A 23160-nucleotide genomic window follows, 5' to 3' on the forward strand; every position below is an offset into this window, starting at 1 on the left:
GGGCGAGCTGGAAAAGGCCCTGGAGCACTACCAGAAAGCCCTGCAAATCCATAAAGAGACAGGGCACCGCCTGGGGGAAGCCAGTGACCTGGGCGACCTGGGCATCGTCTTCGGGCAGAAGGATGACCTGGATGAGGCCCGGGAGCACTTCCAGAAAGCCCTGGATATTAGCAAAGAGATAGGCAACCGCCTGGGGGAGGCCGCTGCCCTCAACAACCTGGCCAACGTATTGAGGCTCAAGGGAAACCTGAAAGGGGCGCTGATATACTATAGGGACGCGCTGGACCTGTTCCGGACAATACGCGCGGAGCGGGAGATAGCCCTGATGCAAAAGTCCATCGCCGAGGTGGAAGCGGCCATGAAGAAGCAGACGGGCCACGGGCCATCAGGCAAGGACTAGGTGCGGCTCCTGGAGGAAGCCCTGGCGGGCTAGCCGTCTATCTGGCTATGGACTTCAGGATACAGAGTATCTGGCAGCTTTCCTCCAGGGCAGAGGTGACCTGGTAGGCCTCCTCCAGGAGCTGGCCCACCGCAAAAGTACCGTGGCCGTGGACCAGGACAATCCGGTTGGCCAGCAGGGCCTGCGCTATCTCCTCCGCCATCTCCCCCGGCAGCACCTTCCTCCTCCAGCCCAGCACCGGCACTCGGGGGAGAAGAAAAGTCCCCTCGGTATCTGAGGGGACTACTTCCTTCTCGGTCAGGGAAAGGGCCACCGCATGGGGGGAATGGGCGTGGACAACGGCCTGGGCAGGGGTAAGGCTGTAGATGGTGCGATGGACCTTCAGCTCCGCCGAGGCGCGGGGGGTGGTGCGGTCATTCCTGCTGAGCCCTGTTTCTATTACGTCCTGCTCTCTGAGGCTCCCCAGCATGCACCCTCTCTTGGTGATGTGGAGGCGGTCCCCCAGGCGGACGCTCAAGTTGCCGCTATGGGAAGAGACCAATCCCCGCCGGAAAAGCTCCTGGCCCACTGCCTGGAACTGCGAGAAAAGCATGACCACCCCCTGCCCTGTTTGCTTTCTAATTTATACTGTGGGGGGGGAAAACGCAAATCGTCAAGGCCCCAACAGGGGGAACCGGCAGGTGAAGCCCTCAGGGCGTCCGGAGGACGGCTACCACTTTGCCCTGTACCTCTACATCAGAGGGGTGGCAGTAGATGGGGGCCATAAGGCTGTTTTCCGGCTGGAGCCGGACCCGGTCCCCCTCCAGGTAAAAGCGCTTGAAGGTGACCTCCCCTTTGTCCTTCAACCAGACAGCTACCATCTCCCCATTCTCCGCTTGCCGGGCAGGGCGCATCACCAGGGTGTCACCATCAGCGATGAGGGCATCTATCATGGAGGTGCCCTTCACCTTGAGGGCATAGACCCTCTCCCAATCCTTCACCACCTCCTGGGGCATTTCCAGCACCTCTAGGGGGGAGCTATGCCAGGCCTCCTCCCCGGGCAGTTTTAGGGGCTCCCCCGCGGCAATATAGCCCAGGAGGGGCACCCCCACCAGCCGTTTCCGCCCGGCCAGCTCAATCCCCCGGGATACCTCCCGGTCCCGCCGCAGGTATCCCCCCCTCTCCAGAAGGGTTAGGTTATAGTCCACCACCGAGGTTGAGCTCAGGCCACAGCCCCGCACGATGTCCCTCACCGTAGGGGGATACCCCCTCTCCCCCAGGAACTGCCGGATAAAGGCCAGCATCCTCTCCTGTTTGGGAGATAGAGCCTTCTGTTTCATAGCATCACTCCTTGAACAACAGTTCTAGCAGATACGATAGCAGGGGGAGGGGCGCATGTCAATAGCCTGCGGGAACCAGGGACGGTCATCCGGGCAGTGACAGGCCTGGTCCAGGACCGGGCCCGGCCCTCTCCTGGGCTATAGACTCGCCGACAGCGCCAGGAAGTTCCGCAGGACCTGGAGGCCCAGCTGGCCGCTCTTCTCGGGGTGGAATTGGGTGGCCACCAGGTTGTCCCGGATGATAACGCTGGAGAAAGGCAGGCCGTATTCTGTCTCTCCCGCCACCACCCCATCGTCCTCGGGGGCGGGGTAATAGCTGTGGACAAAGTAGAAAAAGGAGGGGTTGGGGACGCCCTGGAACAGGGGATGGGGCCTCTTCTGCCGGACCAGGTTCCAGCCCATATGGGGGACCTTCACTCCCGGGGGCAGCCTCTTCACCCTGCCCTTGAGGAGGCCCAGGCAGGGGCGGTCCCCTTCTTCGGTGAACTCAAACAGGACCTGGAGCCCCAGGCAGATGCCCAGGAAAGGCCGGCCCCCCTGAACGGCCCTCTTCAGGGGTTCCGCCAGGCCCCCGGCCTCCAGCTCCTGCAGGGCCGGAGAAGCCGCTCCAACCCCGGGGAGGATAAGGGTCGGGGCCTCCAGGATATCCTGGACGCTTCTGGTCACCCGCACCTCGCGGCCAAGATATCGCACCGCCTTGACCACGCTCTTGAGGTTCCCCGCCCCGAAGTCCACCACCACCACCGGCCTCAGCATATATGTTTACCTGAAAGAGCCCAGGCGCTGGAGGGGGACGCCCTGGCGGCAGAGGGGACATTCCTCCGCGCGATAAGTAGGCGCGGACGCGCGGTAGCAGCGAAAAAAGGGCACCCCGAAGTCCACCCCCCCGCTCCTGTCCACCACTACTCCGATGCCCACCACACTGCCCCCTGCCTTCCTCACCGCCTCCAGCATCTCCCTCAGGGAGCCCCCGGTGGTGAGAACATCGTCCACGATGAGGACCTTCTCGCCGGGAGAGATGGTCTGGCCACGGCGGAAGGCCCTACCCTCCTCCCCCCTTTCGGCGTAGACAGCCTTTACCCCCAACGCGCGGGCCACCTCATAGGCCAGCACCGCGCCCCCCAGGGCGGGGCCGGCCACCGCCCCCACCCCCTTTACCCGGAAGTGGTCCGCTATCAGCCGGCACAGCTCCCCGGTGAACTCAGGGTGCTGCAGGATGCGGAACTTCTCCCAGTAGACAGGAGAATGGAGGCCAGAACTCAGGAGGAAATGCCCCTCCAGCATGGCCCCCGTGCGGCGGAACAGCTCTTCCGCATTATCCATCGGCGTATGAGTAGTTGGGGGCCCGGCCGGGGGGCAGGAGGGAGAGCCAGGCCTTGCCGATGATGTTCCGGAGGGGAATAGGACCCACCCCCCCCCAGTCGCTGGAATCGGTGCTCTGGGAGCGGTTGTCCCCCATGACAAAATAGTTCCCCGCGGGCACCACCACAGGACGAAGGCTGGAGGGAGACCCGTGGGCGTAGGGCTCATCAAGGGCCTTCCCGTTGATATAGACCCGACCGTCCCTTATCTCTACCTCCTCCCCCGGCAGGCCCACAATCCTTTTAATCCAGACCTCCTCGGGGCGGCGGGGAGCGCTAAATACCACTATCTCCCCCCGGCGGGGAAGGTGAAAGAGATAGGCCCACTCCCCCTCCTTTTTCAGGGGAAGGACCCGGCCCAGCGTTCCCCCCAGCCTCCAGTAGATGGCCTTGCTTACCAGCAGGCGCTGGCCCTCATTGAGGGTCGGGTCCATGCTGTGCTTCTGCACCACAAAGCTCTGGACTGTTGCCTGAGCTACCGCAAAGATGATAACGGCGAGGACAAGGGTCTCCAGGATTTCGCGCAGTAACTTCATTTTCGCGCCATTATAACCTAACCTTTCCCTGAGTTCCATCGTTATAATAGTAGGAGGACCATAGAAAGGAGAGATGAAATGAGGAAGCTAGTACTTTTGGCCATCGTTGGTCTGCTTTTCCTCGCCGGGTGCACCCTGAGGGAGCAAGGGGCAGTGCCCCAGGGGGCCAGCGCCGTCCTTCAAGCCACGGAGCAGACGGGGCTGGTGGTGAGCGGGGAGGGGCTGGGCACCTATGTCCCCGATATAGCCGTCCTCCGGCTGGGGATTGCGTCCCAGGAGACCACAGTAGCCCAGGCCCAGCTCCGGGCCCGGGAGGCAATGGCCAAAGTTGTCGCCGCTCTGAAGGGGAAAGGGGTTGCGGACAAAGATATCCAGACCCAGTATTTCTCCATCCAGCCGGTGACGCAATATATTGAAGAGACGGTGGGGGGGATAAGAAGGGGCAGGCAGATTACTGTGGGCTACCTCGTGTCCAATACGGTCCAGGCCAAGCTCCGCAAAGTAGATGAAGCGGGGCCAATCATAGATGCGGTGGCCGAGGCAGGGGGTGACCTGACCCGCATAGACAGCATCGGCTTCACCAAGGAAGATATCACCCAGGAGAAGAACCTGGCCCGCGAGAAAGCGGTGAAAGACGCCCAGGCCAAAGCCCAGCAGATAGCCGGGCTCCTGGGCATTGAACTGGGGAAGCCACTCTACATCACCGAGAGCTCCCCGTATATGCCCGTCCCTGGCCCCATCTACGCAAGGGCTGAAGCCGCTGGAGCCCCATCCACCCCCATCCTTGTTGGGGAGCAGCAGCTCACGGTCACCGTCCAGATTATCTATTCCATAAAATAGGGAACAGCTACTTCTGCTGAAGCTCCGCCAGGGTGACTCCGGCCCCCCCTTCACCCTCAACCCCGGACCGGAAGGACTTCACCAGGGGATGATGCCGGAGCATCCCCTGGACCGCTTGGCGCAGGGCCCCGGTCCCTTTGCCGTGGATGACCCTCACCCAGGGGCTGCCGGAGACAAAGGCGTCGTTCAGGAACATGTCCAGCCTGATGAGGGCCTCATCCGCCCTCAGGCTGTGCAGGTCCACTTCCGGGCAGTCATAGCGCATGGCCCCTGATTGTATCACTTTCCCGTTGCAATCCAAGGGGAGGGGTGCTACACTGTCCCCCGAAAGCCTATGGTCCTCAGCGACCGCACAATAAGGGAGGAGATAGAGAAGGGGCGAATAGTCATTGACCCCTTTGACCCCTCCTGCGTCCAGCCCGCCAGCGTAGACCTGCACCTGGGTAGGAAGCTCTTGGTCTTCCGCACTTGGAAGTATCCCTACTATATTGACCTCAGACAGCCCCTTGATGGACTGACAACAGGAGTAGCAATACCCAAGCACCAACCATTTTCCCTCCAGCCCGGGGAGTTCGTCCTGGCCAGCACCGTGGAGTCCATCACCCTGCCCAATGATATTGTGGCCCGCTTGGAAGGCAAGTCCTCTTTGGGCCGCATAGGGCTCCTTATCCATTCCACCGCTGGCTATGTGGACCCAGGGTGGCAAGGGCACTTAACGCTGGAAATCTCCAGTGCCGCCAGAATGCCGATACTCCTCTATGCAGGCATGAGAATAAGCCAGATATCTTTCCTTCGTCTTACAACGCCCGCCGACCGCCCCTATGGTCACCCTGAACTCAAGAGCAAGTACCAGGGGCAAAAAGGTCCTACTCGTACCTTGTACTACGAGGAGTTTGGGCCGCAAGCGCAACTCCTCCCTCTCGCACCAGTCGCAGTCAAGGCAAAGGAAACCAAAGCTAAAGATAGTACTTTACGGGAATGGATAAGGACAAGTCAGTTCCGCGGCAGCGTAGCAAAGCTCGCAGAAGCCCTCGGGGTTCCAGTCAAGACTGTGGAGGATTGGGTGTATAGGGGTGCAAACCCCGGCGAGCAGAATAGGCGAAAGGTCTTCCAGATGACTGGTCTTCCCAGGTTCAAACCTAGAGGGGAATCTCCACAGCCCGAGCTAAGCAAGCAAGGTCTGCTAGAAGGCTGAGCCTGTGGACTACATGGCCCGGGCCCTGGAGCTGGCCCGCCAGGCCCTGGGCAACACCAGCCCCAACCCGGCGGTGGGGGCGGTGATTGTCAAAGACGGGGAAATCGTAGGGGAAGGTTTTACCCAACCCCCCGGCGGCCCCCACGCGGAGATAGCGGCCCTGGGAAGAGCGGGGGAAAGGACCAGGGGGGCCCGGTTGTTCGTCACCCTGGAGCCCTGCTGTATTTTCGGCCGCACCCCCCCCTGCACCCAGGCCATCATCCGCGCAGGCATCGCCAGCGTCCATATGGCCACCCTGGACCCCAACCCCCGGGTCTGGGGCAGGGGCAAGGTGGAGCTGGAGGAGGCGGGGATAGCAACTCATACGGGAGAACACGCCCATGAGGCCCTGGAGTTGAACGATGCTTATGTCAAGCACATCACCACCGGCCTGCCCCTGGTGGCGGCCAAGTTCGCCATGAGCCTGGACGGGAAGATTGCCACGAGAAAGGGGGACTCCCGCTGGCTCACCGGGCCCCAGGCCCAGGCTTTTGCCCACCGCCTGCGCTTCTGGTCCGATGCCGTGATGGTGGGGGCGAACACGGTCCTGGCCGATGACCCCCGCCTCACCGCCCGGGACGAGCAGGGCAACGAGATAAAGGCTCCCCTGCGGGTAGTGGTGGACAGCTCCGGGCGCACCCCGCCCTCGGCCCATGTCTTCCAGGGGCCAGGGAAAGCCCTGCTGGCCGTGGCCCGGCCCAGGCTGGGGGGAAGATACCCCAAGGCGGAGGTGGCCGAGCTCCCCGCCCCCGATGGCCGGGTGGACATTGAAGGGCTCCTCTCCCTCCTGGGGAAAAGGGGTATATCCCAGGTGCTGGTGGAGGGTGGGGGAGAGCTGCTCGGCTCCCTGTTTGACCGGGGCCTGGTGGACAAGGTATATGCCTTCATCGCCCCCGTTATTATCGGGGGGAAAAGCGCCATCCCCGCGGTAGGTGGGGAAGGGGTAGAAAAGCTAGCCCAGGCCCCCCGCCTGGAAGGTGTCCACCAGGAAAAGCTGGGAGAAGACCTCCTGATATGGGGCTACCTCCCCGGGAGGAGGCCCTCGCTGGAAAGGTTGCCATGGCCAGAAACCGTGGGCCGGAAGACCGTATAGCCCGGGAGCGCTGGGACCGCGTCTACCAGGAGACGCCCCTGGAGGAGATCCCCTGGGAAGAGGGACACCCCTCCTCCATCCTGGTGGACCTGGTAAGGCAGGGCAAGGTGAAAAAGGGGACGGCCCTGGACATCTGCTGTGGCACAGGCCACAACGCCCTCTTCCTGGCCCAGGCGGGCTTCCAGGTAGCCGGCATAGACATCTCCCCCACCGCTATCAACCATGCCCAGGAACGCTGCCAGCAGGCCGGGGTCTCCTGCCAGCTCGCCCCGGGGAACGCCACCCGTCTTCCCTACCCCGACGGCAGCTTTGACCTGGTCTTTGACCGGGGCTGCTTCCATCATATTCCCCCCTCGGACCGGGAGGCATTCATCCAGGGCGTCCACCGGGTGCTGAAGCCGGGGGGAAAATACCAGCTCATCTGCTTTTCCGACAGGGACCGCTGGGCCCCCCAGGGCTTCTCCCGGGAGCAGATAAGAGAATACTTCTCCCCCTTGTTTCAGATAGAGTCCCTGGAAGAGTCCACCTTCCGGGAAAAGGGCAGTCGCTTCCAGCGCCGTTTCTATTCAGCCCTGATGGAGAAGAGGGTTGTTCACCGGGATAGTTGAGGAGGTGGGGAAGGCGAAATACCTCCGGAGTGGGGAGCTGTTCGTTTCCTGCACCCGCGTCCTGGAGGGCACCCGGCCGGGGGACAGCCTGAGCATCAATGGCGCTTGCCTTACGGCAACCCGCGTGGAGAAGGACGGCTTTGCCGTGGAGCTTATGCCCGAGACGTTGAAGCGGACAAACCTGGGGGACCTGCGCCCCGGCCAGCAGGTGAACCTGGAGCGGGCCCTGGCACTGGGTGGGCGGCTGGGGGGACACCTGGTCCAGGGCCATGTGGATGCCACCGGCCACCTCCTATCCCTGACCCCCCAGGAGGGGGCAGTCCTGGCCCGCTTTTCGGCCCCCGCAGGGCTTATGACCTATATTGTGGAGAAGGGGTTCATCGCCGTGGACGGGGTGAGCCTGACGGTGGTAGAGGTTGGGCCGGACTACCTTACCTGTTCCCTGGTGCGGTATACTATGGAGAACACCACCCTGGGCCAGAAGAAGCCCGGGGACAGAGTGAACCTGGAAGGGGACATCGTGGCCAAGTATGTGGAGAGGTTCCGGGAAAGGAAAGGGATAACCCTGGAGTTCCTTTCCAGCCAGGGTTTTGTGCAGGAGTAAGGGAATGCCCTTTGCCACTGTCAAAGAAGCTATAGAAGAGGTCAGGAAAGGCAACTTCCTCATCATCGTGGACGACTACGACCGCGAGAATGAGGGAGACCTGGCCATAGCCGCCGAGAAGGTCACCCCCGAGGCCATCAACTTCATGGCCAGGCATGCCCGGGGCCTCATCTGCATGCCCGTCATCGGGAAGCGGCTGGACGAGCTCCAGGTACCCCTCATGGTCCAGGACAACACCTCCAAGCACGGCACCGCCTTCACCATTTCGGTAGAGGCCAAGCACCACACCTCCACCGGCATCTCGGCCCAGGACCGGGCGGCCACCATCAAGGCCATCCTGGACCCCGCCACCCGTCCCGAGGACCTGGCCCGCCCAGGCCATACGTTCCCCCTCCGGGCCAGAGAAGGGGGGGTCCTGGTCCGGGCGGGGCATACCGAGGCCATTGTGGACCTGGCCCGCCTGGCGGGCCTCAGCCCTGCCGGGGCCATCTGCGAGATACTGAATGAGGACGGCAGCATCGCCCGCCTGCCCGAGCTGGAGAAGCTAGCGGAGCGGTCCGGGCTCAAGGTCATCAGCGTGGCCGACCTCATTGCCTACCGCCGGCGTACGGAAAAGCTGGTGGAGAAGGTGGCCGAGGCCCGCCTCCCAACCCGCTACGGCAAATTCAGGGCCATAGCCTACAAGAGCACTACTGACCCCGACGAGCATGTGGCCCTGGTCCTGGGGGAGGTAGCTGGGGAGGAGCCGGTGCTGGTCCGGGTCCACAGCGAGTGCCTCACCGGTGATGTCTTCGGCAGCCTGCGCTGCGACTGCGGGGACCAGATTGGCCTGGCCATGCAGGCCATCGCGAAGGAGGGGAAAGGGGTCTTCCTCTACATGCGCCAGGAAGGGCGGGGCATAGGCTTCCACAACAAGCTCAAGGCCTATGCCCTCCAGGACCAGGGCCTGGACACCGTAGAGGCCAACCGCCGCCTGGGCTTCCCCGCCGACCTGAGAGATTACGGCATCGGGGCCCAGATATTGAGCGACCTGGGGATAAAGAACCTCCGCCTCCTCACCAACAACCCCAAGAAGGTGGTGGGGCTGGAGGGCTACGGGCTCAAGGTGGTGGAGACCGTCCCCCTCATCGCCACCCCCAACCCATATAACCGCCAGTATCTGGTGGCCAAAGAGAAGAAGATGGGCCACCGGCTGGGAATGGAGGCAAAGGATGAAGACCTATGAAGGCTCTTTCCTGGGGCAGGGACTGAGGTTCGCCCTCATCGTTTCCCGTTTCAACCACTTCCTCACCCACCGCCTTCTGGAGGGGGCTCAGGACTGCCTCCTCCGCCATGGGGTGGCCGAGGAGAATATTGACATCGTCTGGACCCCCGGCACCTTTGAGGAGCCCCTGGTGGCAAAGAGGCTGGCCCAGGGGGGCAGGTACAACGCCATTATCTGCCTGGGGGCGATAATCCGGGGCGATACCCCCCACTTTGACTATATCGCCGGCGAGGTCACCAAGGGCATCGCCCATGTGGGGATGGAGACTGGGGTCCCAGTCCTCCACGGCATAATCACCGCCGACAACCTGGAGCAGGCCATAGCAAGGGCAGGGACAAAAGAGGGCAACAAGGGCTTCAGCGCCGCGCAGGCGGCCCTGGAGATGGCTAACCTCCTCAAGGGGCTGGGCGCAAAGGGCCGGGCTACTCCTTAACTAGCCGGGCTATTCCCTGACCAGATAGACCCGGTCCCCCCGCCTGACACGGTCGGTGACCTTCACCCCGACCTGGTCCCTGGCATTGGCCACCTGGACCTTGACGTTGTTGACCTCCATGGACTCCACCACCATGGTGATGTCGGTGGTATGGCCCTTGATGTGGACCGTCTCCCCCACCTTGAGAGTGCCGGTGAGCTCTATCCCCGCTACCACCGGCCGGGCAAAGAAGTCATTGACCGTGCCTATCTCCTCTTCTACCGCCATAGAGACCTCCTGTGCTTTTCCTAGAGTATAAAAGTCGTCTTGGCAAATATCAATAGAGGGACCGGCGTCTAGAGGGGGGGCCTTCTCAGGTGGTGGCCGGTGGCCTGTTCATAGGCAAAACCTGTGCGGAACAGCAGCTCCTCGCTCAATGGGGGACCGATAATCTGCATCCCCACGGGGAGACCATCGGCGAAGCCGGCGGGCAGGGTGAGGGCGGGGACGGCAGCGATATTCACCGGGATGGTGAAAACGTCGGAGAGATACATCTGAACGGGGTCGGCCAGCTTTTCCCCCAGGCGGAAGGGCACCGTGGGGGAGGTGGGGGTGATAAGGGCCTGGCACCGCTGAAAGGCCTGGTCCAGGTCCTGGCGTATAAGGGTCCTCACCTTCTGGGCCTTGAGATAGTAGGCATCGTAGTAGCCTTTGGAGAGGGCGTAGGTCCCCAGCATGACACGCCTCTTAACCTCGGGGCCGAAGCCAAACTGCCGCGTCCTCTCCATAGCCTGCCACATCTCCGGGGCCATGTCGGAGAAGCCGTACTTCACCCCATCATAGCGCGCCAGGTTAGCCGAGGCCTCGGAAGGGGCCAGGATATAGTAGGCTGCCAGGGCATAGCGGGTATGAGGCAGGGAGATGTCCCAGTCCACCTCCGCCCCCAGCTCCTCCAGCTTCTTGATGGCCTGGCGCATCACCTTTTCCACCCCCGCCTCCAGCCCGCGGGGGAAGAACTCCTTCGGCACCCCCAGCCGGAGGCCCTTGAGGTCGGGGATGAATGCCCGGGTATAGTCGGGTAGGGGGAGGGCCAGGGAGGTGGAGTCGCTGGGGTCATGGCCGCCGATGGCCTGGAGGACTAAGGCACAGTCCTTCACGGTCCGGGCCATGGGCCCTATCTGGTCCAGGGAGCTGGCGAAGGCCACCAGGCCATAGCGGGAGACCAGGCCGTAGGTGGGCTTGAGGCCGACAATGCCGCAGAAGCCCGCTGGCTGGCGGATGGAGCCCCCTGTGTCCGAGCCCAGGGCAAAGAGGGCCTCCCCCGCCGCCACCGCCGCCGCTGAACCCCCACTGGAGCCGCCGGGCACCCGGGAGAGGTCCCAGGGGTTGTGGGTGGGGAAGAAGGCCGAGTTCTCCGTGGACGAGCCCATGGCAAACTCGTCCATATTGGTCTTCCCCACCATCACCGCCCCCGCCCCCTGGAGCCTCCCCACCACCGTGGCATCATACGGGGGGATGAAGTCCTCCAGCATCCTGGAGGAGCAGGTAGTGCGGACGCCCCGGGTGCACATGTTGTCCTTGATGGCGGCGGGGATGCCCAGGAGGGGATTCCTATCCCCTTCCTTGAGCCTTTTCTGGGCTTCTTCCGCCTGCTTCAGGGCCTCCTCCGGGGTGGGGGTAACGAAGGCCTTCACCCTGCCCTCCACCCCCTCAATCCGCTCCTGGACCGCCCGGACCAGCTCCGGGATGGAGACCCCCTTTTTTCTCAGGAGCTGATGGGCTTCCTCAATGCTGAGGTAGTAGAGCTCTTTCACTCCAGCACCGGCCGGACCTTGAAATGGCCTTCCTCCTGCCGGGGGGCATTGGCCAGGACCTCGCCCTGGGGCAGAGAAGGGGCTACTTCGTCCTCCCGCAGGACATTCTGGAGGGGGACAGCGTGGGTGGTGGGGGGCACCCCTTCGCTCTCCACCTCCTTCAGCACCTCAAAGTTCTCCAGGATATTGGAAAGCTGTTCCCGGAAGCGCTCCACATCCTCCTCGGTCAGCCCCAGGCGGGCGAGCCGGGCAATATGGAGCACCTCTTCCCGGCTCAGCTTCATCCTTCCCCCTTCCTGGCCAGGCCGATGAGCTGCTCAATATCCGTCATGCCCTCTCGCTTCAGGAACCCTTCTACCCCGTCCAGTACCTCCAGGGCGGCCCCGGGGTTGAGGAAGGTGGCCGTGCCCACCTGGACTGCCCCGGCCCCGGCCATGAGGAACTCCAGGGCATCCTGGGCGCTCATGATGCCGCCGCAGGCTATCACCGGGGCCTCCACTGCCCCGGCCACCTGATAGACCAGATAAAGGGCGATGGGCCGGATGGCGGGGCCGGAGAGGCCTCCAGAGACCGCCCCCAGCCCGGGGCGGCGCTTTTTCACATCTATGACCATCCCCCTGATGGTATTGGCCACGGTCAGGGCATCGGCCCCCGCCTCCACTACTGCCCGGGCCACCGCCACAATATCCCGGGCCTCGGGGCTCAGCTTCACCAGCACGGGGAGGCGGGTATTCTTCCTGACCGCCCTGGTAACCTCCGCCGCCAGCTCGGGGTGGGTGCCGAACTCCACCCCGCCCCGCTCCAGGTTGGGGCAGGATATGTTCACCTCCAGGCCGGCCACCCCCTCCACCCCATCCAGCCCCCGGGCCAGCGCGGCATACTCCGCCACCTTCTCCCCGGCAATGTTCACAATGACCGGTGTTTGCCACCGGGCCCAGAGGGGAGCCTTCTCCCCGACGAGCCTTTCCAGGCCGATGTTCTCCAGCCCTATGGAATTGAGAAGGCCGCAGGGGGTCTCCGCCAGGCGGGGCTGGGGGTTTCCGGGGCGGGGCTGGAGGGTGATTCCCTTGGTAACTACCGCCCCCAGGCGCTGGATATCCAGGAGCCCCTCCATCTCGTCCCCGTAGCCACAGGTGCCAGAAGCGGTCATCACCGGGTTCCTGAGCCTCAGCGGCCCCAGGCTGACAGAAAGGCCGGGCACCTAAATCCCCGTCACGAGTTCCACCAGGGGGATGAGGACAACCCCCAGCATGACCGAGGCCACCACCCAGTAATTAAACCGGCGGTGGGCTTCCGGCAGGAGGTCCGAGGCCCCCACGTACAGAAAGGCGCCCGCAGCGAAGGAGAAGAGGGGACCATAGAGGCTCTGGGGGAAAAGGCCCAGCAGGACCAGTCCGGCAGCCACGGGGGTGAGCAGGGCATCAATGGCCAGGGCCCCCAGCACCCTGACCCTGCGGTAGCCCGCCCCCTGCATGATGACAGAGGTTGTGAAGCCCCGGGGGAACTCGTGGACGATGACCGCGAGGGCCACAGAAACGCCCACAGCCGGGGCCAGGGAATAGCCCACTGCAATGGCCACCCCGTCCAGCAGGCTCTCCGCCGCAATGCCGATGAGGGCCGTCCACCCCAGGGAATGGACCTCACACTCGCCCTCGTGGCAGGTATGGACCATGATGAGTTTCTCGGTGGCATAAAGGCCGAAGAATCCCACCGCCAGGGCGATGAAGCTGGCCCCCTCCAGTTCTGCAACCTCCGGCAGCATCACCAGGAGGGCCACGGAGACCATCACCCCGGCGGCGAACCCTAGCAGGTAGCGGGTGGGTACCTGCCTGACCCTGGTGTAGACGGGGAGGAGCCCCCCTATCACCGTAGACAAGGCAGATAGGAAGGCCAGGGCCAGGACTGCCATCAGAGGCCCTTCTCCACCAGATAGGCCGTCAGGTCGGCCACCCGGCAGCTATAGCCCCACTCGTTGTCATACCAGGCCAGGACCTTGACCATGTTGCCCCCTATCACCATAGTGCTGGGGGCATCAAAGATGGCCGAGGCCGGGTTCCCCTTGAAATCGGAGCTCACCAGCTCCTCCTCGCAGTATTCCAGCAGGCCCTTCAAAGGCCCCTGGGCCGCCTCCCGGAAGGCCCGGTTCACCTCCTCCACGGAAACATCCCGGGAGAGGTCGGCCACGAAGTCGCAGAGGGAAACGGTGGGCACCGGCACCCGGAAAGCCACGCCGTGGAGCCTGCCCTTGAGCTCGGGGATGACGACCGTGACGGCCCGGGCCGCCCCGGTGGTGGTAGGGACGATGTTCATTGCCGCCGCCCTGGCCCGCCTCAGGTCCGAGTGGAACATATCCAGGAGCCTCTGGTCATTGGTGTAGGCGTGGATAGTGGACATGAGCCCCTTCACCACCCCGAACTTGTCATTAAGGACCTTGACCACCGGGGCAATACAGTTGGTGGTGCAGGAGGCATTGGAGATGACATGGTGGCGGGCAGGGTCGTAGGCCTTCTCATTCACCCCCAGGACAACAGTCACATCCTCCCCCTTGGCGGGGGCGGTGATGATGACCTTCTTGGCCCCGGCCTGGAGGTGAGCCCCGGCCTTGGCGGCATCGGTGAAGATGCCTGTGGACTCCACCACCACCTCCACCCCCAGCCCCTTCCAGGGGATTTTTGCCGGGTCCCGCTCCGCGAAAACTTTTATCCTCTTCCCGTCCACAATTATAGCGTCCGGGGCGGCTTCCACCTTCCCCGGGTAGCGGCCATAGTTGGAGTCCCAGCGCAGGAGGTGGGCATTGGTCCTGGGGTCGGTGAGGTCATTGACAGCCACCACCTCCAGCTTATCCGGGTGGCGTTCCAGGACGGCCCGGAGCGTCTGCCGGCCCACCCGGCCAAACCCGTTGATGCCTATCTTTGTTGCCATGATTCCTCCTTTTCTCGGTGGTATTCCACCTTCACCTGGGTCCTTATCCCCCCCCTCTCCCGGAAGCGGGCCTCCACCTCTATCTGCAGGGGCCGGAGCAGCCCCGCCAGGTCCCGCAGGATGCGGTTGGGGCTGTGCTCCTGTAGGATGCCCACATTGCGGAAGGAGATAAGATAAAGCTTCAGCGACTTGAGCTCCACCAGCTTCTCCCCGGGGATGTATCTTATCGTCAGGTGGGCGAAGTCGGGGAGGCCGGTCCAGGGGCAGACGGAGGTGAACTCCTCGGTCTCATAGACCACCTCGGTGGGTGGGCCCGAGGTATAGTCAAAGGGGATGGCCTCCAGGAGGTCGGCGCGGATGGCCTCCTCCCCCTGAGCGACAAATTGCTTTTCGGACATCTTCATGCCAGGAAGGGAAAGGCCCCTCTCCCGGCAAAGCGGGCGGAGGTGCCCAGCTCCTCCTCTATGCGCAGGAGCTGGTTGTACTTGGCCACCCTCTCCGAGCGAGCGGGGGCACCGGCCTTGATGAGCCCGGCCCCCATGGCCACTGCCAGGTCCGCGATGGTGGTGTCCTCCGTTTCCCCGGAGCGGTGGCTGACGACGAGGGCAAAGCCTGCTTTTTTCGCCATCTCCCCGCAGGCCAGGGTCTCGGTGAGGGTCCCTATCTGGTTGGGCTTGATGAGGATGGCGTTGGAGGCCCGCTCTTTTATCCCCCGTTCCAGACGCCGGGGGTTGGTGGCATATAGGTCATCCCCCACCAAGAGGAGCCTCTTCCCCAGCCTCTCGGCAAGGAGACGCCACCCCCCCCAGTCCTCCTCGGCCATGCCGTCCTCCAGGGATGCCAGGGGGTATTGGGAGGCCAGCCCTTCATAGTAGTCCACCAGGTCCCCGGAGGAGAGGGTATGCCCGTCCGTGGGGATAGTATAGCTGTCCTCCCGGTAGAAGGAGCTGGAGGCGATGTCCAGGGCCAGAAAGATGTCCTCCCCCGGCCCGTAGCCCGCCTTCTTTATAGCCTGGACCAGGAGGTCCAGGCCCTCCTCGTTGCGGGCCAGTTTTGGGGCGAAGCCACCCTCATCCCCCACCCCCAGCCCCAGGCCCTTCTTCTCCAGGATAGCCCTCAGGGCGGAATAGACCTCGGCCCCCATCCTCAGGGCCTGGTCAAAGCTCTCGGCCCCCAGGGGCACCACCAGGAACTCCTGGAAATCGGCCCCCCCGGGGGCGTGCTTGCCCCCGTTGATGAGGTTGAACATAGGCACCGGGAGCTGGTTGGCCCCCACCCCCCCGAGATAGCGGTAGAGGGAGAGCCCCAGGTAGGCGGCCCCGGCATGCGCCACCGCCAGGGAGACCCCCAGGATGGCATTGGCCCCCAGCCGGCCCTTGTTGGAAGTCCCGTCAAGCTCTATGAGCTTTCTGTCTATGGCCTCCTGCTCCAGGGCAGAAAAACCGATAAGGGCCGGGGCTATCTCCTCCCGGATATTCCTGATAGCCTTCAGCACCCCCCGGCCGCCGAAGCGCTTGGGGTCCCCGTCCCTCAGTTCCAGGGCCTCAAACCTGCCGGTGCTGGCCCCCGAGGGCACCGCCGCCCGGCCGAAGGTCCCGTCAATAAGGACCACCTCCACCTCTACGGTGGGTTGACCGCGGGAGTCCAGGACCTCCCGGGCCTCTATTTCCTCAATGGTGCTCAACGGGCCTCCTTGGCCAGCTCCAGGGCCTTCTCCACCGCCTCCTGAGGGGTGGCAGCCGGAACTATAGAATTGTCCTCCCGGCCATTCCGCGCCAGCTCCCAGGTACCCAGGCCCACCACGGGGATGTGGTTCTGAAGGGCATGGGCTATCTCCGAGAGGGTGCCGTAGCTCCCACCGATGGCGATGGCGGCCCTTGCGGACTTGACCACAATGACATTGCGGGCATGGCCCATGCCGGTGACAATGGGAAACTGGACAAAGGGGTTCGCATCCCCAGGGCTGTTCCCGGGGAGGATGCCGATGGTCCTGCCCCCCGCCTTCAAGGCCCCCCGACAGGCGGCCTCCATCACCCCTCCCAGCCCCCCACAGACCAGCACCGCCCCCCTCCGCGCCAGCTCCCTCCCCACCTCCTCCGCCACCCCGGCCTCCCTGGGGGTACACTGGCTGGCCCCGATGACCGCAACAAGGGTTTCCATAGGCTGTTTCCGATTATATCACCCAAGGCTATCTCTGCCAATGAGCTTGCTTCAGATTCCCCTCCGGGGCTATACTGCGCGGGGGGTGCTTCTTGAGACAAAGGGTTGAAATAGTCCAGGGGAAGCTGGAGGGCATCAGCGAGACCAAGGTAATCCTGAAGCTACCGATGGGGAAAGAGTGGGTGGAGAAGGAGTTCCCCCGGGATGAGCTGGCCGTAGGTCTGGAGTGGGTCTTCTCCCACATGGGCCAGTGGGTCCGGGTCAAACTGGTGGACGGGGTGGCCAGAGAGGTGAGCGAAGGGTAGGAGGTCCCTACGCCGGTGGTTTTACACAGAGATTAGGGATATTACCATTGGGGGTCTATATGAACGAGCTGCTAAGTCTACAAGCGGCAATCGCCAATCTTAGGATGTCGCTTACCCGCGCGGACCGCTCCTTCGCTGAGTTCGTGTTTGAGGACAACGAATGGAGCGACCCATCTTGGCTCATCGAAAAGTGTTCTCTGCAGTTACTTGCCATTGCCGAAGCCATGGGATTGTCCGAACTCCACAAAATGATTCTCTCGGAGTATTTGGCGGAGAAGAAATCAGAAGAGCCTTTCTTACGGCAAGGAACGACACCGGATGGTGAGCCATATTCACTGAGTCTTTCAAGGCTGCGGAAATTCCTGGGTGCGGTCGAGCAGTTTTTCCCCCAGAAAGAGCCTACAATCATAAGTAAGGACCTTCTTCAAATCATCCGAGATATCAATTATACGATTACCGACAAAGAGCTATTCCGGGGCGTTCCTCAGACTGAAAGAGATGTGCACATTCGTATTGAGGGGATACTGAAGTGCGTATTCCCTGACCTGAAACACAAGCCCGCGTTGACCAAGCAAATCAAGAACTTCGAACCAGATACAGGGATTCCGTCAATCCAGACACTTATTGAATATAAATTCCTTTCCAGTGCCAAAGATGTGCCTGCTATTGTTGAAGAGATATTGGCCGACACACGTGGCTATGCTTCAAAAGAATGGGGTCGTCTTATTTACGTTATCTATGAGACGAATCGATTTTGGACGGAAAAAGCATGGATTCAGATGCTAAGGGAATCTGGAGTGCCCGAAAACACGACCATTGTTGTTCTTAGCGGGGAACCTCGCAAGAGACGCAAGGGGAAAAAGCCAATTACTTCCGTCAGAAAATGACGGTGATGTCCTAATCTAGTGTGTACATAGGAGCAGGCAGTTTCTCCCAGGGGACCTTATGGTTTTTCAACCTCATCGCCCTTCCGGCGGTTGAAACGGGTCATGGCTTCTTCCAGGCCCTCCGCCAGATAGCATTCCAGGGCCTCCACCGCAGTGGCCACGGCTTTCTCTACTTCTTTATCCTCCTCGGGGGAGAAGTCCTCCAGGACATAGGACACGACATCGCCGCCGCTGGGACGGCCTATGCCCACCCTCAACCTGGGGAAGTCCCGGCTCCCCAGGGCAGCGATGATGGACTCCATGCCGTGGTGGCCCCCGGCACTGCCCCCTGGCCGCAGGCGGACGGCGCCCAGGAGCAGGTCCAGGTCATCGTATATCACCAGCAGGTCCCGGGCGGTTATCCTCAGGGCCTTCACCAGCCCGGCCACGGCCACGCCGCTCCGGTTCATAAAGGTCTGGGGCCTGGCAAGGACCACCTCCTCCCCCCCCACAACCCCCCGGGCGATGCGGGCCTGGCACTGGCTCCGGGAAAAGGCCAGGCCGTGCCGGCGGGCAAAGGCATTGACACAGCGGAAGCCCACATTGTGGCGGTGGCGGGCAAAATCGCGGCCCGGGTTGCCCAGGCCCACGATGAGCTTCATTCTTCCAGGAGCCCCCGGATAAAGACCAGGACCTCTTCATCCAGCAGTTCCGCCAGGCCGGACAGGTCGCTGACCTGGACCGCCTGGATAAACCTCTCCAGCCGCGGACTTGGCTGGGCCATAATCCGGCCGATTACCCGGCGGGAAAGGCGCTGGAGCTGTCCCTGAAGTGCCCTCTGGAGCCCCTGCAGAAAGGCCTCCACCTCCCCCTGCGGAAGGGTCATAAGCAGGCCCAGATGGCAGAGGGAGCAACAGGGCCCTTCTTTCAGGGGAACCTCCACAGCGGGGCAGGGCCTGAGCCCCTCCAGCAGGCCCAGATATTCACCGGCCAGGCCGGCCCCCAGGGGCTCCCCCAGGGCGGAGAGGGAGTTGAGCCGACCCAGGGCCATAACCCAGCTTTCCTTCTCCTCCAGCCGGGCCCGCATCCGGGATATTTCTTGATGGTATTGGCGGTGGTGCTCCCGGTAGACAGGGACATACTGGGAGCGGAGCCAGTCAAACAGGGCCTTAATGCTTTCCCAGAGGTGGGGGCTCTTGAGGAGATAGTCCGGGGAGAGCTGTTCCAGGAGGGAGGCCCGGTCCAGGGCCATCTCCCCCTCCGGGAGCTCCACCCCCTCCAGATACCTCCTGGCCCTCTCCGCCTGGGGCAGGAAGGGGAAACGGCCCTCTATGTGCTCCAGCAGGGCCCGGGCCAGAAGGTCAAAGCGGCGGGGGTTGTCCTCTAGAGAGAAGACCTGCTCCGGGGTGACGGTGAAGGGGGCCTGGGCTATGATTCTGCCCAGGCCGTAGAGCCGGGCCTCCTCCCGGGGGGACCTCTCCTTTACCTGTTTCCTGGCGGGGGCGGGGACGACCACCACCAGGCGGGGGTCAGGCGGAGGGGGGACCTCCTGGGCCCGGGTAAGGAAGATGAGCCCGAAGTCTTTCCCCAAGGCAAGATTTTCCAGTCCCGGCTTCCAGGAAGAGGTGAGGAGCACTTCTCCCCGGCATTCCCGGCCCCCGTGCGAGACCTGCCAGGAGAGAGGGGTGTCCAGTGGCAGCTCTGAGAGATAGGAGGGAAAGCTCAAGCCTTCTCCCCGATAAGGGCCAGGAACTCCTTTTCCGTAAGCAACTTTATCCCCAGGGAGCGGGCCCGGTCCAGTTTGCTGCCGGGGTCAGCCCCCGCCACCAGGTAGGTGGTCTTGCGGGTAACATTGGAGCCCACCACGCCCCCTTTCTCCCTTATCATGGCCTCTGCCCTCTCCCGGGCAAAGGACTCCAGCCTCCCGGTGATGACGAACTCCATCCCGGAGAGGGGCAGGGCTTCAGGCTCGGCCTCTCTATCCTCCAGCCTCACCCCCGCCCGCCCCAGTTTCTCAATTATCTCACTATTCCTTGGCTCCCGGAAGAAGGCCGCCACGCTCTGGGCTATCTTGGGCCCGATGGTGGGAACAGCCGTCAGCTCCTCTTCCCCGGCCTTCATAAGCCTGTCCAGGCTCTTGAAATGTTCTGCCAGGAGCCGGGCGACCTCCTCTCCCACATGGAAGATGCCCAGGCCAAAGAGGAGCCGCGCAAGAGAACGGTCTTTGCTGGCCTGGATGGAGGCGATGAAGTTGGAGGCGCTCTTCTCCGCTATCTTCTCCAGGGTCAGGATGTTCTCCCAGCTCAGCTGGGGGCTGGCCCCTACGGCCTCAAGAACGCCAGGGAGGACATCGTCCACCACCTCCCGCAATGCTACCAGCTCCTGCTCGGTGAGACCATACCTGGCGCCGACGGCCCTGGTCTCTCCGGCATCATAAAGAACGCTGTCGGTCAACCTCTTCACAACAGTATGCTGGATTGGAGTGAGGTCCCGCCTGGTGGCGACCGCCCTGCTGACCTCCTCAATAACCCTATCCGCCTTCCCTTTCGCTTCCAGCAGCCCTTCCCGGGTCAGGCGGTAGTAGTCGGCCACATCCTGGAGGAGCCCGGCCTTGAAGAGGGCCAGGGTCATCTTTTCGCCCAGCCCCTCGATGTCCATAGCATTGCGGGAGGCGAAGTGCCCCAGGCGCTGGTGGACCTGGGCAGGGCAGGCGGCATCGGGGCAGCGGACCATCACCTCGCCTTCTGGCCTGACAGCCTGGGCCCCGCAGACAGGGCACCTCTGGAACCTTTCCAGGAGCTCCCGGTCCTGGTCCACAGGTAGCTCGTTCCCCTTCCTCAGGCCCACCACCGACCCCACCACCTCGGGGATGACCTCCCCCGCCCTCTGAACGATGACCATGTCCCCCCGGCGGATGTCCTTGCGCCGGATGTCATCCAGGTTGTGGAGGGCAGCCTGGCGGATGGTGACCCCGCCCACGGAGACAGGCTCCAGTACGGCGAAGGGGTTGAGGGTTCCGGTGCGGCCCACACTTATCCGGATATCCATCAGCCGAGTGTTGACCTGGGTGGCGGGGAACTTGTAGGCTACCGCCCAGCGGGGCTCATGCCCTACATCCCCCAGCTCCTCCTGGAGGGCCAGGGGGTTCACCTTCACCACCACCCCGTCCACGTCATAGGGCAACTCCTCCCGCCTCTCTCGCCAGTAGCGGTAGTATTCCTCCGCCTCCTCCAAGCTCTCCACCTTCCGGCTGGCGGGGTTGACCTTGAAGCCCAGGCCTTTCAGGAGCTCCAGGCACTCCCAGTGGGTGGGGCGGGGGATGGCGGGGTCGGCCCAGCCCAGGGCATAGACATAGATATCCAGGGGGCGCGAGGCGGTGATGCGGGGGTCCAGTTGGCGCACCGACCCCGCCGCCGCGTTCCTGGGGTTGGCAAAGAGGGGCAGGCCCTGGGCGGCCCTCTCCTCGTTCAGCTTCTTGAAGGCCTGGTGGGGGAGATAGACCTCCCCCCGCACCTCAAAGCGGGGTGGGACCTTCTCCCCGGGAACGGATAAGGGGACGGCGCGGATGGTCCTCAGGTTCTGGGTCACCTCCTCCCCCCGTAAGCCGTCCCCCCGGGTGGCCCCCGCCACCAGACGCCCGTACTCATAGGTCAGGGCCACCGCCAGGCCATCAATCTTCAGCTCGCAGACCATATCAAAGGGGCGGCCGGGGACAAGATTGGTCACCCTCTTGTGCCAGGCTTCAAGCTCCTGGTCGTCAAAGGCATTGGCCAGGCTGAGCATGGGGCGGGGGTGCTCCACAGTGCCGAACGCCTCCACGGGGGTTGCCCCCACCCGCTGGGTGGGGGAATCGGGGGTGATGAGCTCCGGGTGCTCAGCCTCCAGCCTCTTCAGCTCCCGCACCAGCTCGTCATATTCGGCATCGCTGACCTCGGGGCTGTCCAGGACATAGTACCTGTAGTTGTGGCGGTTGATGAGCCGCCCCAGCTCCTCAATCCTCGCTTTCACCTGCTCATAGCTCATCCCCGTCTCCATAGCAGCCTGACCACTAGTATATGTAGCCCGAGAAGAATTGAAAAGGCGGGTCTTGAAGGTGGGGCCCTTTTACCCTAGAATATATAGGCTATGGCAGATATAAGGCCTTTCCGAGGTCTCAGGTACAGCCCCCGCTTCGTCCCCGACCCCTCCCTGGTCCTCTGCCCCCCCTATGATGTCATCTCCCCCCAGACCCAGAAGGCGTTACATGAAAGAAGCCGCTACAATATCATCCACCTGGAATACGGGGAAAGACGGCCTGGCGATACCGCTGAGGACAATCGCTACACCAGGGCTTTTTCCCTCCTCTGGGAATGGCTCACAAAAGGGGTCCTCCCCCGGGAGGCAGAGCCAGCCTTCTACCTGCATCACCAGACCTTCACCTTCGGGGGGAAAAGGTATACCCGCCGCGTGCTCATGGCTGCGGTGGAGCTGAACCGGGACGTCATCCGGGCCCACGAGGGCACCCTGCAGGCACCCAGAACGGACCGCCTGGACCTCCTGCGGGCCACCAAGACTAACATCAGCCCCGTCTTCTGCCTTTACCAGGACCCGACGGGGAAGGCTATGGAGGTCTTTTCTCAAGTTGAACAGTCCCACCCCGTCCTGGAAGCCCAGGTGGAAGAGGAGGAGCACCAGCTCTGGACCATCACCGACCCGGGCCTTCAGAGGGAGCTCCAGGAGCTCCTCTCCCCCCTCCCCCTCTATATCGCGGATGGCCACCACCGCTTCTCAAGCGCCCTGGCCTACAAAGAGGAAATGGAAAGGGCGTGCGCCCCCGGAGATGAGCACAGCTTTGTCCTGATGGGCCTGGTGGAGTTCCATGACCCGGGGCTCCTCATCCTGCCCGTTCACCGCATGGTGACGGGGCTGGGGCCCAAGGCCCCCACCTGCCTAGTGGCCGTGGCCGAACTCTTTCAGGTCCAGCCCTTCCCGTCCCCCGTAGCTCTTCTGGAGGCCATGACCCGCGACGAGTATGGCCTGGGCCTCTATTGCGCCGATGGCTTCTTCCTCCTCACCCCCCTCCAGCGCCTGCCCTATGAGAAGCTGTTGAAGCTCCTCCACCGGGAGGTGCTGGAGAGCTTCCTGAAGGCGGAGAAGGTGGCCTACACCCACAGCGCCGAGGAGGCGGTGGAGAGGGTGAAGAAGGGGGAATACACGATAGCCTTCCTGATGAACCCTCTAAAAGTTGAAGCCATCAAGGCCGTCGCCGATGCCGGGGAGACCCTTCCCGGCAAGTCCACCTACTTCTACCCCAAGCTCCCCACCGGCCTGGTCCTGAGGCCGCTCTTTGACCCGCCTATGACCTGGGAGGAGTACGAAGAGGCAAAGTCGCATTGGGAGGAGTCCTGACATAGGCACCTCCGTGGTTGAAGAGGGCGGAGAT

General features: G+C 63.1%; 29 protein-coding genes. 11 read left to right on the plus strand and 18 right to left on the minus strand.

The features are described from left to right. Positions 1–400, plus strand: a 400-nt coding sequence (locus KJ624_05095; GenBank protein ID MBU2009198.1) for a tetratricopeptide repeat protein, incomplete at its 5' end; no start/stop codon positions are given. Between the two features lie 37 nt (positions 401–437). Here the strand turns inward: KJ624_05095 and KJ624_05100 are convergent. The 5 genes from KJ624_05100 to lepB form a co-directional block, all read right to left on the minus strand. Then, positions 438–992 carry an aldolase gene (locus tag KJ624_05100; GenBank protein ID MBU2009199.1) on the minus strand — a complete coding sequence of 185 codons (555 nt, stop codon included), beginning with the start codon at positions 990–992 and terminating at the stop codon, positions 438–440. A 97-nt stretch (positions 993–1089) separates the two neighbouring features. Then, positions 1090–1719 carry a transcriptional repressor LexA gene (gene lexA, locus KJ624_05105; GenBank protein MBU2009200.1) on the minus strand — a complete coding sequence of 210 codons (630 nt, stop codon included), beginning with the start codon at positions 1717–1719 and terminating at the stop codon, positions 1090–1092. A 138-nt stretch (positions 1720–1857) separates the two neighbouring features. Continuing rightward, positions 1858–2475: an imidazole glycerol phosphate synthase subunit HisH gene (hisH, locus tag KJ624_05110; GenBank protein MBU2009201.1), complete on the minus strand. Its 618-nt coding sequence runs from the start codon at positions 2473–2475 to the stop codon at positions 1858–1860. Positions 2476–2481: 6 nt separating this feature from the next. Beyond that, positions 2482–3042 (minus strand): orotate phosphoribosyltransferase, encoded by a 561-nt coding sequence (gene pyrE, locus KJ624_05115; protein MBU2009202.1) that lies wholly within the window; start codon positions 3040–3042, stop codon positions 2482–2484. After that, positions 3035–3616, minus strand: a complete 582-nt coding sequence (lepB, locus tag KJ624_05120; GenBank protein ID MBU2009203.1) for a signal peptidase I — start codon at positions 3614–3616, stop codon at positions 3035–3037. The genes pyrE and lepB overlap by 8 nt, the downstream gene beginning before the upstream one ends. Before the next feature lie 78 nt (positions 3617–3694). Here lepB and KJ624_05125 point away from each other — a divergent pair, with 78 nt between their 5' ends. Next, positions 3695–4456: an SIMPL domain-containing protein gene (locus tag KJ624_05125; GenBank protein MBU2009204.1), complete on the plus strand. Its 762-nt coding sequence runs from the start codon at positions 3695–3697 to the stop codon at positions 4454–4456. 7 nt (positions 4457–4463) lie between these two features. Here KJ624_05125 and KJ624_05130 read toward each other — a convergent pair whose 3' ends face one another. Next, on the minus strand, positions 4464–4739 hold the full coding sequence (locus KJ624_05130) for a Smr/MutS family protein (GenBank protein MBU2009205.1): 276 nt from the start codon (positions 4737–4739) through the stop codon (positions 4464–4466). A 51-nt stretch (positions 4740–4790) separates the two neighbouring features. Here KJ624_05130 and KJ624_05135 point away from each other — a divergent pair, with 51 nt between their 5' ends. From KJ624_05135 to ribE, 6 genes are read left to right on the plus strand one after another with little or no spacing between them, the layout of a single operon-like run. Further along, the gene (locus KJ624_05135) at positions 4791–5651 is read left to right on the plus strand and encodes a dCTP deaminase (protein MBU2009206.1); all 861 of its coding nucleotides are present in this window, start codon (positions 4791–4793) and stop codon (positions 5649–5651) included. A 13-nt stretch (positions 5652–5664) separates the two neighbouring features. Further along, positions 5665–6783, plus strand: coding sequence for a bifunctional diaminohydroxyphosphoribosylaminopyrimidine deaminase/5-amino-6-(5-phosphoribosylamino)uracil reductase RibD (ribD, locus tag KJ624_05140; protein MBU2009207.1), 1119 nt, complete (start codon positions 5665–5667; stop codon positions 6781–6783). Continuing rightward, a complete protein-coding gene (locus tag KJ624_05145; GenBank protein ID MBU2009208.1) occupies positions 6750–7391 on the plus strand; it encodes a class I SAM-dependent methyltransferase in 642 nt (213 codons plus the stop codon). The genes ribD and KJ624_05145 overlap by 34 nt, the downstream gene beginning before the upstream one ends. Further along, entirely contained in the window at positions 7372–7995 is a 624-nt protein-coding gene (locus KJ624_05150) for a riboflavin synthase (protein MBU2009209.1), read from the plus strand. The genes KJ624_05145 and KJ624_05150 overlap by 20 nt, the downstream gene beginning before the upstream one ends. Positions 7996–7999: 4 nt before the next feature. After that, positions 8000–9220, plus strand: a complete 1221-nt coding sequence (locus tag KJ624_05155) for a bifunctional 3,4-dihydroxy-2-butanone-4-phosphate synthase/GTP cyclohydrolase II (GenBank protein ID MBU2009210.1) — start codon at positions 8000–8002, stop codon at positions 9218–9220. After that, positions 9207–9692, plus strand: a complete 486-nt coding sequence (gene ribE, locus KJ624_05160; protein MBU2009211.1) for a 6,7-dimethyl-8-ribityllumazine synthase — start codon at positions 9207–9209, stop codon at positions 9690–9692. Before KJ624_05155 ends, ribE begins: the two co-directional genes overlap by 14 nt. Before the next feature lie 9 nt (positions 9693–9701). Here the strand turns inward: ribE and KJ624_05165 are convergent, their stop codons facing one another. The 9 genes from KJ624_05165 to KJ624_05205 all read right to left on the minus strand — a co-directional run bounded on the left by KJ624_05165 (position 9702) and on the right by KJ624_05205 (position 16567). Then, positions 9702–9959, minus strand: a complete 258-nt coding sequence (locus tag KJ624_05165) for a translation elongation factor-like protein (GenBank protein MBU2009212.1) — start codon at positions 9957–9959, stop codon at positions 9702–9704. A 68-nt stretch (positions 9960–10027) separates the two neighbouring features. Beyond that, positions 10028–11485: an Asp-tRNA(Asn)/Glu-tRNA(Gln) amidotransferase subunit GatA gene (gene gatA, locus KJ624_05170; GenBank protein MBU2009213.1), complete on the minus strand. Its 1458-nt coding sequence runs from the start codon at positions 11483–11485 to the stop codon at positions 10028–10030. Then, positions 11482–11769 (minus strand): Asp-tRNA(Asn)/Glu-tRNA(Gln) amidotransferase subunit GatC, encoded by a 288-nt coding sequence (gatC, locus tag KJ624_05175; GenBank protein ID MBU2009214.1) that lies wholly within the window; start codon positions 11767–11769, stop codon positions 11482–11484. The genes gatA and gatC overlap by 4 nt, the downstream gene beginning before the upstream one ends. After that, positions 11766–12635 (minus strand): dihydroorotate dehydrogenase, encoded by an 870-nt coding sequence (locus tag KJ624_05180; GenBank protein MBU2009215.1) that lies wholly within the window; start codon positions 12633–12635, stop codon positions 11766–11768. The genes gatC and KJ624_05180 overlap by 4 nt, the downstream gene beginning before the upstream one ends. A 51-nt stretch (positions 12636–12686) precedes the next feature. Next, positions 12687–13394: a ZIP family metal transporter gene (locus KJ624_05185; protein ID MBU2009216.1), complete on the minus strand. Its 708-nt coding sequence runs from the start codon at positions 13392–13394 to the stop codon at positions 12687–12689. Next, a complete protein-coding gene (gene gap / locus KJ624_05190) occupies positions 13394–14407 on the minus strand; it encodes a type I glyceraldehyde-3-phosphate dehydrogenase (GenBank protein ID MBU2009217.1) in 1014 nt (337 codons plus the stop codon). Before gap ends, KJ624_05185 begins: the two co-directional genes overlap by 1 nt. Further along, positions 14392–14811: a preQ(1) synthase gene (gene queF / locus KJ624_05195; protein MBU2009218.1), complete on the minus strand. Its 420-nt coding sequence runs from the start codon at positions 14809–14811 to the stop codon at positions 14392–14394. Before queF ends, gap begins: the two co-directional genes overlap by 16 nt. After that, positions 14808–16091 carry a phosphopyruvate hydratase gene (gene eno / locus KJ624_05200; GenBank protein MBU2009219.1) on the minus strand — a complete coding sequence of 428 codons (1284 nt, stop codon included), beginning with the start codon at positions 16089–16091 and terminating at the stop codon, positions 14808–14810. The genes queF and eno overlap by 4 nt, the downstream gene beginning before the upstream one ends. Then, positions 16088–16567, minus strand: coding sequence for a TIGR00725 family protein (locus KJ624_05205; GenBank protein MBU2009220.1), 480 nt, complete (start codon positions 16565–16567; stop codon positions 16088–16090). The genes eno and KJ624_05205 overlap by 4 nt, the downstream gene beginning before the upstream one ends. Before the next feature lie 92 nt (positions 16568–16659). Between KJ624_05205 and KJ624_05210 the strand changes: the two genes are divergently transcribed. Continuing rightward, positions 16660–16872 carry a hypothetical protein gene (locus KJ624_05210; GenBank protein ID MBU2009221.1) on the plus strand — a complete coding sequence of 71 codons (213 nt, stop codon included), beginning with the start codon at positions 16660–16662 and terminating at the stop codon, positions 16870–16872. A 59-nt stretch (positions 16873–16931) separates the two neighbouring features. Further along, a complete protein-coding gene (locus tag KJ624_05215) occupies positions 16932–17759 on the plus strand; it encodes a hypothetical protein (protein ID MBU2009222.1) in 828 nt (275 codons plus the stop codon). Between the two features lie 56 nt (positions 17760–17815). Here KJ624_05215 and pth read toward each other — a convergent pair whose 3' ends face one another. The 3 genes from pth to ligA are packed head-to-tail and all read right to left on the minus strand — an operon-like array spanning position 17816 to position 21761. Then, positions 17816–18400: an aminoacyl-tRNA hydrolase gene (gene pth / locus KJ624_05220; protein ID MBU2009223.1), complete on the minus strand. Its 585-nt coding sequence runs from the start codon at positions 18398–18400 to the stop codon at positions 17816–17818. Next, positions 18397–19464: a hypothetical protein gene (locus KJ624_05225; GenBank protein MBU2009224.1), complete on the minus strand. Its 1068-nt coding sequence runs from the start codon at positions 19462–19464 to the stop codon at positions 18397–18399. Before KJ624_05225 ends, pth begins: the two co-directional genes overlap by 4 nt. Further along, on the minus strand, positions 19461–21761 hold the full coding sequence (gene ligA / locus KJ624_05230) for an NAD-dependent DNA ligase LigA (protein ID MBU2009225.1): 2301 nt from the start codon (positions 21759–21761) through the stop codon (positions 19461–19463). Before ligA ends, KJ624_05225 begins: the two co-directional genes overlap by 4 nt. 102 nt (positions 21762–21863) lie before the next feature. Between ligA and KJ624_05235 the strand changes: the two genes are divergently transcribed. After that, complete coding sequence (locus KJ624_05235; GenBank protein ID MBU2009226.1) at positions 21864–23126, plus strand: DUF1015 family protein; 1263 nt, start codon at positions 21864–21866, stop codon at positions 23124–23126. Positions 23127–23160 lie beyond the last annotated feature (34 nt).

This window comes from Chloroflexota bacterium (assembly GCA_018825785.1).
In the GTDB taxonomy this organism is placed as follows: Bacteria; Chloroflexota; Dehalococcoidia; order JACVQG01; family JAHKAY01; genus JAHKAY01.

What these genes read in the sequence shown, in the direction of transcription:
- KJ624_05165 (MBU2009212.1), bottom strand. Translation starts at nt 9,959, where the DNA reads ATGGCGGTAGAAGAGGAGATAGGCACGGTCAATGACTTCTTTGCCCGG.
- KJ624_05235 (MBU2009226.1), top strand. Translation starts at nt 21,864, where the DNA reads ATGGCAGATATAAGGCCTTTCCGAGGTCTCAGGTACAGCCCCCGCTTC.
- gap (MBU2009217.1), bottom strand. Translation starts at nt 14,407, where the DNA reads ATGGCAACAAAGATAGGCATCAACGGGTTTGGCCGGGTGGGCCGGCAG.
- KJ624_05135 (MBU2009206.1), top strand. Translation starts at nt 4,791, where the DNA reads ATGGTCCTCAGCGACCGCACAATAAGGGAGGAGATAGAGAAGGGGCGA.
- ribD (MBU2009207.1), top strand. Translation starts at nt 5,665, where the DNA reads ATGGCCCGGGCCCTGGAGCTGGCCCGCCAGGCCCTGGGCAACACCAGC.
- KJ624_05155 (MBU2009210.1), top strand. Translation starts at nt 8,000, where the DNA reads ATGCCCTTTGCCACTGTCAAAGAAGCTATAGAAGAGGTCAGGAAAGGC.
- ribE (MBU2009211.1), top strand. Translation starts at nt 9,207, where the DNA reads ATGAAGACCTATGAAGGCTCTTTCCTGGGGCAGGGACTGAGGTTCGCC.
- ligA (MBU2009225.1), bottom strand. Translation starts at nt 21,761, where the DNA reads ATGAGCTATGAGCAGGTGAAAGCGAGGATTGAGGAGCTGGGGCGGCTC.
- lexA (MBU2009200.1), bottom strand. Translation starts at nt 1,719, where the DNA reads ATGAAACAGAAGGCTCTATCTCCCAAACAGGAGAGGATGCTGGCCTTT.
- KJ624_05185 (MBU2009216.1), bottom strand. Translation starts at nt 13,394, where the DNA reads ATGGCAGTCCTGGCCCTGGCCTTCCTATCTGCCTTGTCTACGGTGATA.
- KJ624_05100 (MBU2009199.1), bottom strand. Translation starts at nt 992, where the DNA reads ATGCTTTTCTCGCAGTTCCAGGCAGTGGGCCAGGAGCTTTTCCGGCGG.
- lepB (MBU2009203.1), bottom strand. Translation starts at nt 3,616, where the DNA reads ATGAAGTTACTGCGCGAAATCCTGGAGACCCTTGTCCTCGCCGTTATC.
- queF (MBU2009218.1), bottom strand. Translation starts at nt 14,811, where the DNA reads ATGAAGATGTCCGAAAAGCAATTTGTCGCTCAGGGGGAGGAGGCCATC.
- KJ624_05180 (MBU2009215.1), bottom strand. Translation starts at nt 12,635, where the DNA reads ATGACCGCTTCTGGCACCTGTGGCTACGGGGACGAGATGGAGGGGCTC.
- KJ624_05215 (MBU2009222.1), top strand. Translation starts at nt 16,932, where the DNA reads ATGAACGAGCTGCTAAGTCTACAAGCGGCAATCGCCAATCTTAGGATG.
- pyrE (MBU2009202.1), bottom strand. Translation starts at nt 3,042, where the DNA reads ATGGATAATGCGGAAGAGCTGTTCCGCCGCACGGGGGCCATGCTGGAG.
- gatC (MBU2009214.1), bottom strand. Translation starts at nt 11,769, where the DNA reads ATGAAGCTGAGCCGGGAAGAGGTGCTCCATATTGCCCGGCTCGCCCGC.
- KJ624_05205 (MBU2009220.1), bottom strand. Translation starts at nt 16,567, where the DNA reads ATGGAAACCCTTGTTGCGGTCATCGGGGCCAGCCAGTGTACCCCCAGG.
- KJ624_05145 (MBU2009208.1), top strand. Translation starts at nt 6,750, where the DNA reads ATGGCCAGAAACCGTGGGCCGGAAGACCGTATAGCCCGGGAGCGCTGG.
- KJ624_05125 (MBU2009204.1), top strand. Translation starts at nt 3,695, where the DNA reads ATGAGGAAGCTAGTACTTTTGGCCATCGTTGGTCTGCTTTTCCTCGCC.
- pth (MBU2009223.1), bottom strand. Translation starts at nt 18,400, where the DNA reads ATGAAGCTCATCGTGGGCCTGGGCAACCCGGGCCGCGATTTTGCCCGC.
- hisH (MBU2009201.1), bottom strand. Translation starts at nt 2,475, where the DNA reads ATGCTGAGGCCGGTGGTGGTGGTGGACTTCGGGGCGGGGAACCTCAAG.